Below are 11,900 nucleotides of genomic sequence, written 5' to 3'. Positions count from 1 at the left end.
CTAGAACATGAACCAGCCAAGCAGGTAAATCGTGTTGTTATCGACCGCGTTTCTGCCGTTGCCGTCGTAATTGGCATGGGCGCCGTTGAACTTCAGGTACCACGTGTACTGCAGCGCGAGCCTGATCTGCGGATGAGGCAAATAGTCCAATTCCAGGATCAGGCCTTGCGTGTCGGGCCGCCCGTTGGCGCTGCCCGTTACAGGCTCTGGGGCGTACAGGCCGGGGTCTGCGCTGCCGGTTGTTGAAAAGTACGCGACCGATCCTCCGTACTTGCGCTGGTAGTAGTACGACGCCTTGGCTTTGAAGGTATCGAGGTGATCGGTTGGGTTGGCTGGCGTGGGGCCCGCGCCGATGCCACCGCTCGGGAAGCTCGCCCGCCAGTTCTGTTGCTCGTGAATCCATGCCATCTGCGCCGTGAACGCATGGGTCATGGTCAGGTACTGGTACTGCGCGTCGAGCGCATAGTCTTTGAAGCGATCGGTTGGTGTGCCCGGCATGGTGTTGTCGGGATACCGGTTGGCCAGCAACCCGAATGTGCCAAACATGACCGAATGCGAGCCCCACTCCTGGTTGTATGCCAGACGCCAGTACGGGTTCGCGCCGCTCAAGCGCGCAACGCCGCCCGGGGTTGCGGTGTCCTGCCCAGCACGGAACACGGAGAAGGCCTGATCGGCAGTCCGATAGGCGCCCAGTTCTGCGTAGATATGGCGTTGCCAGAAAGCGTATGCGCTGGCGCCTACCACCTGCTGTGCCAATGCACCGTCGACAAGGGTGCCTGCCAGTGGAGGCACGCCGATGCTGGGGGCCGCATAGGGATACCCGAACGCCGGCGTGCTGTTCCACACGTCAGACACCGTCGGGTTGTTGTTGACCGTGACGCCGTAGATGAACTCGACGTCCTCACGCGTGAGGTGCCATGCAGCGCGGATATCGGTGTTGTCCAGCGCGCTGTGGTGCGCAACACCGTCGTACGTCCACTGTGCGAAGGCACCCACGGGCCCCGCAATGCGCCCAGCGTAGAACAGGCTCACTTGCTGCGGCACCGTGTCTCCGTTGCGCACGAAGTCGAAGTTGTCCTGATCGATCGTCCGCGTGTTGGTGCGCGAAATCTGCACCATGCCCGAGAGCGGAATCGTCTTGTTGTTGGCCAGCGTATAGCCGGTCATCTTGAAGAAGCGGCCGAAGGGTGTCAGTTCAGGAAAACTGACATGGCACGCCATGCATGCCATTCCGGTCTGGCGGGCGAAAGCCGGTACCGCACTGGCTTGTCCTGACCACGCCATCAGGCCGCCGATCAGCAGCCCCGCGAGCGCATGGAGCGCAGTATTGAAACGTCGCATGGTGCCCCTCCCCACTTTTTTTTGTTCGGTTTTTTCACCAGCACGCTCATCTATGAAAGGCGCCGCTGCCGGAACTGTCAAACGCTCCGACGCGATTAGCCTGATACGGATCAACCTTTTACGCGTGCCACAAAGGCAGGGCGTGCTTGCAAAGAAGGGGGCGTTCCTCGTGGAAATGCCGGTTGTACGTTTGCGCGCTGTGCGAGGGAGAAAACTTGGGCTGTTCTCGATGTTGCTGGGGGCCGCGATGTCGATCCGAAAACGTTGCATGTGGTAGCCGCCATAAAGCGCACGGGCTACAACCAATTGCAATGGATTGACGCCTTCCCGTGACGGGCCGGGAAGGCTGGGGCAAGGTGAGGGTGGCAGTCCCCCCTCCCCACACAGCAGAGAGCAGACGTTGGTCCAATGACGTCAGCGCCTCCAATGCTTCAAGAGGCCCGAGACACCCTCAGTTTGCGGAGGCGTCATCCTTACAGCATCGGTCCCGCTGAGAATTGTTGAATTGCCTCGGCAGGGCCCTTTCCATAGACTCCGCCCCTGGAAAATTAAGGGGAGGCTCCTCCCTCTCCCTGATCGTCCATGCAGTCCTAGCTAGCCTCGGCCACCCGTCCCGGCCGGGGCCTTTTTTTGTCAGATGGCATGCTGACGCCGCCACCTTCGGCCCCTTCTTCTTTGACGCCAGCGGCATCGCTTTCGCTGCATGCGGGAATCGGCTGCTGAATACCTAATCGCAGTTCACGAAAGCCGCATCAGGCAGCTTACGGCCAGGAGCGGCCGGTCGACATCCTCAGTGCGGTTGTGGACAACTCCCGTGCAGCCGTTCCCCGAATCTGACTCTGACTAGAATGGGGTCCCGCTTACAGATGACCTCTCGAATGACGACGAAACAAAGAGTTGCCACTGCGCTGCTTGGCGCGCTCGCCTGGATCATCATCGACCAGGCGACGAAGGCTTTATTCAAGCAAATATTGACGCCCGGCGAAGTCGTGTCATTGCTTTCAGGAAGCCTGCTCGTTCTACCCACCTATAACCACGGCGCGTTCCTAAGCCTGGGGGCTGGAATGTCGGATGCGACGCGCAATATCGTCTTCATCTATGGCGTCCTGGCGATTCTGGTCGGCCTGTTCGTGTGGGTGCTGCGTTCGCCCACGCTCCGCCGTACCGAAGTCATTGCGGCAGCTTGCATTCTGGGTGGAGGGCTGAGCAACCTGTTCGATCGTTGTGTCTACGATGGCCGGGTTTTTGATTTTCTGAACATGGGCATCGGCCAGTTGCGAACAGGGGTGTTCAACGTCGCAGACATGGGAATCATGCTCGGCGTGGCGCTCCTTCTCTTCCGTGGTGTAAAGCGCGGACCAACCCTGCCGGGCGCGTCGACGGCCTGAGGGGTGAAGGGCCCGAGCCAACATCGCGTAGGCGAATCGAAACGCCAGCCGGCTATGCGTCTGCATCGCGGTGCTCGCTGTCGAAATTCAGCCTCGCTTCTCGGAAGCGGTCCGCATTCTCGACGATCCAGGTCCACAACGGGACCATGCGAACGAGCAGTTCCATGCCCGTGTCGGACAGCTCGTACTCCACCCTGGGCGGTATCTCTTCAAAGTCGTGACGGACCACCAAGCCGTCACGCTCGAGCTGTCGCAACGTGCGCGTCAACATGCGTTGAGTCACGCCATGCATGCGCCTGCCGATTTCTGCATGGCGCAGTCTGCCGTACACGCCCAGCGTGTGGACGACGCCGAGTGACCAACGGCTTCCGGCATGGGCGAGCACCTCTCGCCGCAATCCATCATCGTCGTCTCTCAGGCCGTCACATACGGTCTGCGAATAGTTGAGAAGTTCGTCTCGATCCAACTGCGTGGCTCCCAGTATCACGCGTGTGCCTTCTTCCATGCACACCCATGCATCGCTAGACTGCCGCAACACATTCCTTGGCAGGCTAGATGATGAATCAAACAGATCCTAACGCTACGTCCCAGAACATTCTCGTGCTCGGTGCCGGTGAACTCGGTCTCCCTGTACTGCGCAATCTTGCACGCCGCGCGCAGGGCGTGGACGGCGCGAAGATCAGCGTGCTGCTGCGCGCCAGTGCCGTTGAGTCCAGCGCACCCGGCAAGCAACAAGATATCGCTCAGATCCGAGGTCTCGGGATCGAGATCGTCGTAGGCGATCTTGTGAAAAGCTCCATCGAAGAGCTTGCCGACGTCTTCGCGCAATATGACACCGTCATCGGCTGCGCGGGTTATGCAGCCGGCATCGACACGCCAATGAAGTTGGCGCGGGCTGCCTTGCAGGCGCGTATCCCGAGGTACTTCCCATGGCAGTTCGGGGTGGACTTTGATGTGATCGGTCGCGGCAGTCCGCAGGACATTTTCGATGCGCAGTTGGATGTGCGCGAACTGCTGCGCGGTCAGCACAAGACCGAGTGGGTCATCATCTCGACCGGCATGTTCATGAGCTACCTGTTTGAGCCGGACTTTGGTGTTGTCGACCTGCAAAACCATGCGGTTCACGCCCTCGGCAGCCTGGACACCGCTGTGACGCTGACAACGCCCGATGACATCGGCGCGCTCACTGCCGAGATCGTGTTCGCTCAACCACGTATCCGCAACGAGATCGTCTATCTGGCCGGCGACACCGTGACCTACGGTGAAGTCGCGGACAAGCTGCAAGCGGCCCTCGGTCGTCCCTTCAGCCGCTCAGAGTGGACCGAGCAGTATTTGCTCGACGAGTTGGCACGCGACCCGCACAACATGATGCGCAAGTATCGTGCGGCTTTTGCCCAAGGGCGGGGTGTCGCATGGGACAAGCGCGGGACGTTCAATCAACGCCACGCCATTCCTGTCACTGACGTGGCAGCGTGGATCCATGCAAACCTTGCGTCGGGCCGCAACGCGCAATCGTAAGGCGGGCCGCCGGAGCGCGGCTGTTCAGCGTGCAGCCTTCGAGTTGTCCGCGCCCGGCTGCGAATTCAGTGTGAGTCGGTCGGCACCGTTTTACTCGGATGGCGAGCCTTTCGCGGAATAGCTTGCAAGCAGCGCCATACAGCGCTCCCGCAGAAAGGCACTCAGCGCTTTGATGGCGGGTGTCAGTTGCGCGCGGTGGGCGCAAATCAAATGCAGCGGCGCGGGCTCGCCGTATTCCTGCGGAAAGATCTCGACCAATCGGCCGGCCTTCAAATCGTTGATGAGATCCAGTCGCGATTTATAGAGCAGGCCTTCGCCTGCGATGGCCCAGCGGCGCACCGCATCGGCATCGTCGCTGACGCGATTTCCGGTGACTGCCACGGTGCGTTCGCCGCCGGGCAGCGTAAAGCGCCAGCGTTCGTGGACTTGCTCGCTCCAGATGTACCGAAGGCAGTTGTGTCGCCGCAGGTCGTCCACCTTGGCCGGGGCGCCATGTCGTTCGATGTACGACGGCGCCGCGCACAACGCACGCCGGTTGTTGTCGAGCAGTTTGATGGCCAGCAGGGATGAATCGGGCAGCGCCCCGTAGCGCACGGCAAAGTCCAGCGGCTGGCGGATGAGGTCGGCAGACCGGTCGCTCAGTTTCAGGTGCACTGACAAACTGGGGTGCTCATGCTGAAAATCGTCGAGCCACGGCAGCAGCAGGTTTCTCCCGAAATCGGACGGAGCAGACAGTCGCAACGGGCCGGAGAGTGCTTCCCGGCCACCGGCCAGCGCCTGTTCGCCTTGCTCTCGCGCGCCCAGCATGACGCGCGCATGCGGCAGGTAGCGCTCTCCAGCCTCTGACAGCTGCATGCTGCGTGTGGACCGGGTGAACAGGCGCGCATCCAGCGCTTTTTCCAGCCGCTGCACAGACGCGCTTGCCTGCGCGGGGGCGATGTTCAGCTGCCGCGCCGCCTCCGAGAAGCTACCGGCGTCGGCCGTGTGCACGAAGATTTGCACGTCATCGAGGCGGATGATTTTCATTGAAATGCCGAAAGTGTTTGGGCGCGCAGCCCGTTTATCCGCATATCGCTGAAAGATAGCATGGCCCTCATTCACTTCCTGGAGAACGTGCATGAAAGCCATCGGTTTCTATCAGAACCACCCGATCAGCCATCCCCAGGCGCTGCAAGACATCGAGCTGCCGACGCCTGAACTTCGCGACCACGATCTGCTGGTGGAAGTCAAAGCGGTGTCCGTCAACCCGGTTGATGCCAAGATCCGGCGTGGCGGAGACATTCCAGGAGGGCAGGCGCGTATTGCCGGCTGGGACGCTGCGGGCATCGTCCGCGCGACTGGCCCGCTGGCCACCCGCTTCAAGCCGGGTGACCGTGTCTGGTATGCCGGCGACATTACGCGGCCTGGCACCAACAGCGAACTGCATGCCGTGGACGAACGCATCGTGGGCCCCATGCCGGCATCGCTGGATTTTGCGCAGGCCGCATCGCTGCCGCTGACAGCCATCACTGCGTGGGAACTGCTGTTTGATCGACTGCGGGTCCAGGCGGCCGATCCGACGGAGAACAGCGTGCTGCTGGTGACCGGAGCGGCGGGCGGTGTCGGTTCCATCCTGACCCAGCTGGCGCGCGCGCTGACGGGGATGACCGTGATCGGCACGGCTTCGCGGCCCGAAACCCGTGAATGGGTGTTGGCGCATAGTGCACACCACGTCATCGATCACCGTCAACCGTGGGCGCCCCAACTGGCAGCGCTTGGCATTGATCACGTGACGCATGTGGCTGGGCTGAACCAGAGCGCCGCTCACGTACCGCAGATCGCCGCTGTGCTGCGCCCCGAGGGGCAATTCGCCCTCATCGACGACCCGGCGGATCTGGATATCGGCCCGTTCAAGGGGAAATCCATTTCGATTCACTGGGAGCTGATGTTCACCCGCGCCATGTTCACCACCGCCACGATCGCCCGACAACACGCGTTGCTGCGCCGTGTGGCCGAACTGGTCGATCGCGGCGACATCAAGCACACCCTGACGCAGCGTATCGATGGCATCAACGCCGCGAACTTGATCAAGGCGCATGCGCTGGTGGAAGCCGGAAACATGATCGGCAAAGTCGTTGTTGCCAACGGCTGAACCCTGCAGACATCTGACAAGGAGCCTCACCATGACACTCCCTATCGTCCCCACGGCAACGATCAGCCTGGAAGCCGCGCAGGCCTTGCTGGCAGAGGCACGCCGTGCCTGTGCTGCGCGCGGGTTTGCCGCGACCATCGCCATTACCGATGCAGGCGGCCACCTGCGCGCGTTCGAGCGTGCGGACGCCGCGCCTTTCCTGACCGCTGAGGTTGCCATCAACAAGGCATGGACGGCAGCCTCGTTCGGCATGAGCACGCACCAATGGAACCAGTACATGGCCGAGCCCGCCGTTGCCCCACTGGCGCACCACCCGCGCCTGATGCCGGTGGGCGGCGGCGTGCCGATCTTTTACGAGGGTCGGCTGGTGGGCGGCATCGGTATCTCTGGGGGCAGCGCTGCCCAGGACCACGAGGCGGCCGAGGAAGCATTGCGCAAGGCAGGGCTTCTGTCTTGAGCTGTGATCCCGCCTACGCGCTGTTCCTCGGCGTTTGCAATGAGGCATGGGCGGTGACAACCCGCCCAGCCGATTACTTCAACCGCGCCTTCAGTTCTTCGCTGGCTTGATGCAGCGCTGCACGCGTTGCCGGCACGCCGGCCAGCGCATTGAGCAAGCCGAAGTCGTGGATCATGCCGTTGTAGCGCGTGGCGGTCACATCCACGCCCGCTGCATCGAGCTTGCGTGCGTAGGCTTCGCCTTCATCGCGCAACACATCCTTCTCGGCCGTGATCACCAGCGTGGGCGGCAGCCCCTTCAACTGATCGGGCGTCGCCAGCAGCGGCGATGCGTAGATCTCCTGACGCTGCACCGGGTCGGTCGTGTAGGCGTTCCAGAACCACTGCATCATCGGCTTGGTCAGGAAGTGCCCCTGCGCAAATTCGTCGTACGACGCGTTCTCGAAGCTGGCATTCGTGACCGGCCAGAACAGCACTTGCGCGCGCAGTGCGGGCGTGCCGTGCGCCTTGGCCATCAGCGCCACCACGGTCGCCATGTTGCCGCCCACGCTGTTGCCCGCAATGGCCAGCCGCTTGCCGTCTACGCCGATTTGCGCGCCGTTTTCTGCCACCCATTTGGTGGCGGCGTAGATCTGGTTGATTGCCACCGGATAACGCGCCTCGGGCGATGGTGTGTAGTTGACGAAGACGGCGACGGCGCCGGAGTCGGCCACCAGGTCGCGCACAAAGCGCTCGTGCGTGGGGAAGTCCCCCAGCACCCAGCCCCCGCCGTGAACGAAGATGAAGCCGGGTAACGTACCTTTCGCGCCGGCCGGGCGCACGATGGTCAGGCTGATCGGCTTGCCATCCACGGTGATGGTTTTCTGGCTGACGTCAGCGGGCGGCAGCGACACCTTTGCCGCGGCTTGCGCGCCCACCAGTACGGCGCGCGCATCGGCGGGTGACAGCGTTTCCAGCGGCTGGCCACCGCCGGCAGCCAGGGCGTCGAGGAACGCCTGGGTGTTGCGCTCCACGCCGGGGCTGCCCGCAGCAAGGGCGACGCTCGCTGCCAAAGAGAGCAGGGTGCCGGCGGCAAATTTGGTGATGCGGTTCATGGCAGTGCTTCCAATCGGTTGGTTGGGGAATGGTGTGAATGGACGTGCGGGTCAGATCAGGCTCAGGCGCACGTCGATGTTGCCGCGCGTGGCGTTGGAATACGGGCAGACGATGTGCGCGCGGTCGATCAGCGTTTGCGCTTCGGCGTGGTCCATGCCGGGCAGGCTGATCTTCAGGTCCACTTCAATGCCAAAGCCGTTCGGAATGGCACCGATGCCAACGCTGCCCTGCACGGACACATCCGCCGGCACGCGGATCTTGTCGCGCGCACCAACAAACTTCATTGCACCGAGGAAGCACGCGCTGTAGCCCGCAGCAAACAGCTGCTCCGGGTTGGTCCCTTCGCCGCCTGCACCGCCCAGTTCGGCGGGCGTGGTCAGCCGGACTTCGAGCCGGCCATCGTCGGTGATGGCGCGGCCATCGCGGCCGCCGGTGGCACGAGCATTGGCACGGTAGAGGACGTTTTCGATCGACATGGTGGTTCTCCTTAGGGAGGGGTTGAGGTGCGCGCATCGGCTGTCGAGGCCGTGCCGCATTGCTTGCTATTAAATAGCGCGCTACTTAATAGGTTTAAAAAAACGGACGCGGTCAGGCGCCCGTCGGTGATACGTGTGTGCTCAGGCGGCGTTCTTGAAGAGCCGTCCTCGCAATGCATTCAACTGTGTGCGCAACTCTTCCAACTCGCCGGGCGCACACTCCATGGCCGTAGCCATGCATGCCGGCACTTTCTCGGCCCGCTTCTCCAGCGTCTTGCCGGCCGCCGTGAGCGAGATGATCACCCGCCGCTCGTCTTCGGCCGAGCGTTGTCGCTCGATCAGCCCGGATGCTTCCAGCCGCTTCAGCAGCGGGGTGAGCGTGGCGGAGTCGAGGAACAGCCGCTCACCGATCTGCGACACCGTTTGCGCATCCTGTTCCCACAGCACCAGCATGACGAGGTACTGCGAGTACGTCAGGTCCAGCGCCTTGAGCAGCGGCCGGTACGCCTTGTTAATCCCGATCATGGTCGAGTACAGGGCAAAGCAGAGCTGCTCGTCCAGGGCGAGGTCGCGGCGTGCGGAGGAGGGCTTGCGTGTGTTCATGAACGCAAATATAGATAGTGCGCTACTGAATTGCAAGCTATTTTTCTGTGAATTGTTCAGTGCCGGATCGGAGCTACGCTTTTGTCTCCTGGTGACAAACAACGATTGCCCGAGAGCACCGTGCCAAATGCGCGGGCGCGCAAGTAGCGCGCCCGCTTGCAAGGCAAACAACGGCCGGTGATGTGGTCAGCCGGCCTGCACCTCGATACGCCGCGGCTTGGCTTCGTCGCGGCGCGGGATCGTCAGCTTGAGAACCCCGTCGCGCAACTGCGCATCGATGCGCGAAGCGTCAAAGTCGGGGCTCAGCACAAAGGTGCGCGAGAAATGCGGGTGCCGAACTTCGCCGTGCTGCAGCCGCAGCCCCGCCGGTGTGGGCACCATCAATTCGGCATCGACGGTGAGCGTGCCGTCCTGAACGCGAATATCAAGCTTCTCGCGCGGCACGCCTGGTAGGTCTGCATATAGCGTGATGCCCTGGCGGTTCTCGAAGATGTCGACCGGGGGCGCCATGTGAGTCTGCCGGGCGGCCGCCTGTTCAGCCATCTGCTTTGCAGCCGCAGCCTTGCCGGGCTGTGCATGGGTCGCCAATTGGGTGGTGTCGTTCATGATGTGCTCCTTCATGCTTGTGCCGGGCGCGACTCAGCCTTGCACTGTGATCTGACGCGGCTTCGATGCCTCCGACTTGCCGACGCTGATGGTCAGGCAGCCGTTGACGTACCGCGCGCTGACTTTGTCGGGGTCAACGTCCTGTGGCAGCTCAATCACACGGCGGAAGGCGCCCGTGAAGCGCTCGTCGGCATACACGCGCGTCTCTTCGGTGAGCTGGAAATCGGGGCGCTTGCGCTCGCCGCTGATGGTCAGCAGCCCCTTGTCGATCGAGACATCGATCTGCGCGGGGTCGAGCCCCGGGGCGAACGCGACGATCTCGACCGAGTCATCGGTGCTGCCAATGTTGACGGGAGGAAAAGTGCCGAGGCGCGTGGCGCGCAGGCTTGCGGGTGCCCCCGCAAAAAGAGTGGCCATCTGCCGTTGCAGGCGATCGAATTCGCCCAGCAGATCGGTGCCAAAAAACAGATCGCTCATGGCTGGCTCCTGAAGGGCCCGCACGGAGACTGAACCGAACTACGCGCTCCAGTTCATCGGTCCGTGGCGGGCCACTGACAAACAAATCGAAACACGCAGCGCGAAAACCGCGACTGCATTGACGACACCTAAAATAAGGAAGCAAGGAGAAATTTCAAGAGGCCATTGGGTGCTGGACGAAGAACCCATGCGCAAACGCGTGCTACGTCGCCCTATCGCCAAAGGCTTGCCAGCCCCCGCCCAAGCACTGGCCCGGTCCAGAGAGGCCCCTATTGCCGGCACATCCGGCACAGGGTAAAAATCGGTCTATTGCCCAATGTCGACCCGGAGTCGCCTACCCCCATGGACCAACCAGCCAAGCTCAATGCCGATTCCCTGGGCGTCGTCGAATCGGTGATCATGGGCATTGCCGGCACGGCACCGGCCTACAGCATCGAGATTACGACCTCCACCATCATCGGGACGGCTGGCACGCAGTCACCGGCGAGCATTCTGGTGTGCGGGTTGATCATGTTTGGCATCGCCTACGCGTTCATCAATATGAATCGCGCCCTGGCGAGCGCCGGCACCTCATATTCGTGGGTGAGCATGGTGTTCGGGCGTGCGCTCGGCTTCCTTGCGGGCTGGGCGCTTCTGGTGCTGTGCTGCGTGTTCATGGTGTCGGCGATGATTCCGGCGGCAAATGCCACGCTGCTCATCTTTGATCGGCCCATGATGAACAACGTGCACTACGTGACGCTGATCGCTGCGGCATGGCTCACGGTTGTCAGCGCGGTGGTCGTCAAGGGCATCAAGCTCACCAGCTACGTGCAGGTGCTGATGACGATTGTCGAGGGCATCATCCTGCTCGTGATCATCGTCGCGAGTTTCATTGTGTTCCCGCATACGCCAGCGCATCCATTCTCGTGGGTCTGGTTCTGGCCCTTCACGTTCACGCCCCAGATGTTCGCAAATGGCGCGTTGGTGGCCATCTTCTTCTTTTACGGCTGGGACGTGACGATGAACCTGAGCGAAGAGACGCGGGACGCCAACCACACGCCTGGTCGGGCTGCGTTCTGGTCGATGGTGTTCTTGATGGCGTTCTTCCTCATCTTCATCGTCATTACGCAGCTTGGACTGTCCGACACCGAGATCCAGCACTACAACACGAACATCATCTTCGCCATTGCAGAGAAGTTGTTTGGGCCGACCTGGGGCTACGTCGCCATCGTTGCGGTATTGCTGAGCACGGTGGGAACGGTTGAAACCCAGATGTTGCAGTTCACGCGCACGCTGTTTGCCAAAAGCCGCGACGGCGCACTTCACGCGCGCTATGCGCGACTGCATCCGGTTTGGCGCACGCCCCACATCGCCATCTTCTTCATCTGGATTACCGGGCTTGCCTTGCTGTTCGTGTCGTCTTATCTGCCGACGATCAACGTCATCCTGCAGGATTCGATTACCGCCATCGGCTTCCAGATCTGCTTCTACCTCGGGCTTACCGGGCTTGCCTGCGGCTGGTATTACCGCAAGGTGCTGACACAGGGGCCGTGGGTCGCCATCACCCATGTCATCTGGCCGGTCGCGAGCGGGCTCTTCCTGTTTTTCATCGCGCTCTACAGCATCCCGACCTTCGACTGGGTCACCAACCTCGTGGGGATGGGCGGCATCGCCATCGGCGTGATCCCGCTGCTGCTGAACCGCAAAAAGATCTGGGTGGCTTCCAGAGCCTGAGCAGCACAGCACGCACGACAATCGACGGCGTCGGATGCTGTCAGCCTGCACTGACAGCGCTTGCGGGATTGACCTACAGAAACAAGGGCACGCCCG

Annotated in this window: 13 protein-coding genes; 5 read left to right on the top strand and 8 right to left on the bottom strand. The window is 62.0% G+C overall.

Annotation, left to right across the window (positions count from 1 at the left end):
• Nucleotides 1-1,341 carry a cytochrome C gene (locus ACTJK4_RS21740; RefSeq protein ID WP_232041316.1) on the bottom strand — a complete coding sequence of 447 codons (1,341 nt, stop codon included), beginning with the start codon at nt 1,339-1,341 and terminating at the stop codon, nt 1-3.
• Nucleotides 1,342-2,219: 878 nt separating this feature from the next.
• Here ACTJK4_RS21740 and lspA point away from each other — a divergent pair.
• A complete protein-coding gene (lspA, locus tag ACTJK4_RS21735) occupies nt 2,220-2,729 on the top strand; it encodes a signal peptidase II (RefSeq protein ID WP_260803912.1) in 510 nt (169 codons plus the stop codon).
• A 52-nt stretch (nt 2,730-2,781) separates the two neighbouring features.
• Here lspA and ACTJK4_RS21730 read toward each other — a convergent pair whose 3' ends face one another.
• Entirely contained in the window at nt 2,782-3,195 is a 414-nt protein-coding gene (locus tag ACTJK4_RS21730; protein ID WP_313903713.1) for a winged helix-turn-helix transcriptional regulator, read from the bottom strand.
• Between the two features lie 92 nt (nt 3,196-3,287).
• Here ACTJK4_RS21730 and ACTJK4_RS21725 point away from each other — a divergent pair, with 92 nt between their 5' ends.
• On the top strand, nt 3,288-4,247 hold the full coding sequence (locus ACTJK4_RS21725; protein ID WP_440818942.1) for an aromatic alcohol reductase: 960 nt from the start codon (nt 3,288-3,290) through the stop codon (nt 4,245-4,247).
• 90 nt (nt 4,248-4,337) lie between these two features.
• On the opposite strand, the gene ACTJK4_RS21720 is transcribed toward ACTJK4_RS21725, so the two are convergent.
• Complete coding sequence (locus ACTJK4_RS21720) at nt 4,338-5,267, bottom strand: LysR family transcriptional regulator (RefSeq protein WP_440476316.1); 930 nt, start codon at nt 5,265-5,267, stop codon at nt 4,338-4,340.
• A 97-nt stretch (nt 5,268-5,364) separates the two neighbouring features.
• On the opposite strand from ACTJK4_RS21720, the gene ACTJK4_RS21715 reads away from it, so the two are divergent.
• Entirely contained in the window at nt 5,365-6,378 is a 1,014-nt protein-coding gene (locus ACTJK4_RS21715) for a zinc-binding alcohol dehydrogenase family protein (RefSeq protein ID WP_440818906.1), read from the top strand.
• A gap of 31 nt (nt 6,379-6,409) precedes the next feature.
• The gene (locus ACTJK4_RS21710; protein ID WP_260803910.1) at nt 6,410-6,835 is read left to right on the top strand and encodes a GlcG/HbpS family heme-binding protein; all 426 of its coding nucleotides are present in this window, start codon (nt 6,410-6,412) and stop codon (nt 6,833-6,835) included.
• A 73-nt stretch (nt 6,836-6,908) separates the two neighbouring features.
• Here ACTJK4_RS21710 and ACTJK4_RS21705 read toward each other — a convergent pair whose 3' ends face one another.
• From ACTJK4_RS21705 to ACTJK4_RS21685, 5 genes are all read right to left on the bottom strand, one after another.
• Complete coding sequence (locus tag ACTJK4_RS21705; RefSeq protein WP_260803909.1) at nt 6,909-7,928, bottom strand: alpha/beta hydrolase; 1,020 nt, start codon at nt 7,926-7,928, stop codon at nt 6,909-6,911.
• Nucleotides 7,929-7,979: 51 nt separating this feature from the next.
• Nucleotides 7,980-8,405 (bottom strand): organic hydroperoxide resistance protein, encoded by a 426-nt coding sequence (locus ACTJK4_RS21700; RefSeq protein WP_440818905.1) that lies wholly within the window; start codon nt 8,403-8,405, stop codon nt 7,980-7,982.
• A 141-nt stretch (nt 8,406-8,546) separates the two neighbouring features.
• Complete coding sequence (locus ACTJK4_RS21695) at nt 8,547-9,008, bottom strand: MarR family winged helix-turn-helix transcriptional regulator (RefSeq protein WP_440818904.1); 462 nt, start codon at nt 9,006-9,008, stop codon at nt 8,547-8,549.
• Nucleotides 9,009-9,194: 186 nt separating this feature from the next.
• Nucleotides 9,195-9,614, bottom strand: a complete 420-nt coding sequence (locus ACTJK4_RS21690) for an Hsp20/alpha crystallin family protein (protein ID WP_260803908.1) — start codon at nt 9,612-9,614, stop codon at nt 9,195-9,197.
• Between the two features lie 33 nt (nt 9,615-9,647).
• Nucleotides 9,648-10,091: an Hsp20/alpha crystallin family protein gene (locus ACTJK4_RS21685; RefSeq protein ID WP_232041307.1), complete on the bottom strand. Its 444-nt coding sequence runs from the start codon at nt 10,089-10,091 to the stop codon at nt 9,648-9,650.
• Between the two features lie 342 nt (nt 10,092-10,433).
• Here ACTJK4_RS21685 and ACTJK4_RS21680 point away from each other — a divergent pair, with 342 nt between their 5' ends.
• Complete coding sequence (locus ACTJK4_RS21680) at nt 10,434-11,804, top strand: APC family permease (RefSeq protein WP_232041306.1); 1,371 nt, start codon at nt 10,434-10,436, stop codon at nt 11,802-11,804.
• Nucleotides 11,805-11,900 lie beyond the last annotated feature (96 nt).

The sequence above is a fragment of the Ralstonia sp. 22111 genome (assembly GCF_052045895.1).
GTDB classification, from domain to species: Bacteria; Pseudomonadota; Gammaproteobacteria; order Burkholderiales; family Burkholderiaceae; genus Ralstonia; species Ralstonia wenshanensis.
This window is presented reverse-complemented; position numbering and strand designations above follow the sequence as displayed.

Coding starts and splice junctions, on each gene's coding strand:
- ACTJK4_RS21740 (WP_232041316.1), bottom strand. CDS start 1,341: ATGCGACGTTTCAATACTGCGCTCCATGCGCTCGCGGGGCTGCTGATC.
- lspA (WP_260803912.1), top strand. CDS start 2,220: ATGACGACGAAACAAAGAGTTGCCACTGCGCTGCTTGGCGCGCTCGCC.
- ACTJK4_RS21725 (WP_440818942.1), top strand. CDS start 3,288: ATGAATCAAACAGATCCTAACGCTACGTCCCAGAACATTCTCGTGCTC.
- ACTJK4_RS21715 (WP_440818906.1), top strand. CDS start 5,365: ATGAAAGCCATCGGTTTCTATCAGAACCACCCGATCAGCCATCCCCAG.
- ACTJK4_RS21710 (WP_260803910.1), top strand. CDS start 6,410: ATGACACTCCCTATCGTCCCCACGGCAACGATCAGCCTGGAAGCCGCG.
- ACTJK4_RS21705 (WP_260803909.1), bottom strand. CDS start 7,928: ATGAACCGCATCACCAAATTTGCCGCCGGCACCCTGCTCTCTTTGGCA.
- ACTJK4_RS21700 (WP_440818905.1), bottom strand. CDS start 8,405: ATGTCGATCGAAAACGTCCTCTACCGTGCCAATGCTCGTGCCACCGGC.
- ACTJK4_RS21695 (WP_440818904.1), bottom strand. CDS start 9,008: ATGAACACACGCAAGCCCTCCTCCGCACGCCGCGACCTCGCCCTGGAC.
- ACTJK4_RS21690 (WP_260803908.1), bottom strand. CDS start 9,614: ATGAACGACACCACCCAATTGGCGACCCATGCACAGCCCGGCAAGGCT.
- ACTJK4_RS21685 (WP_232041307.1), bottom strand. CDS start 10,091: ATGAGCGATCTGTTTTTTGGCACCGATCTGCTGGGCGAATTCGATCGC.
- ACTJK4_RS21680 (WP_232041306.1), top strand. CDS start 10,434: ATGGACCAACCAGCCAAGCTCAATGCCGATTCCCTGGGCGTCGTCGAA.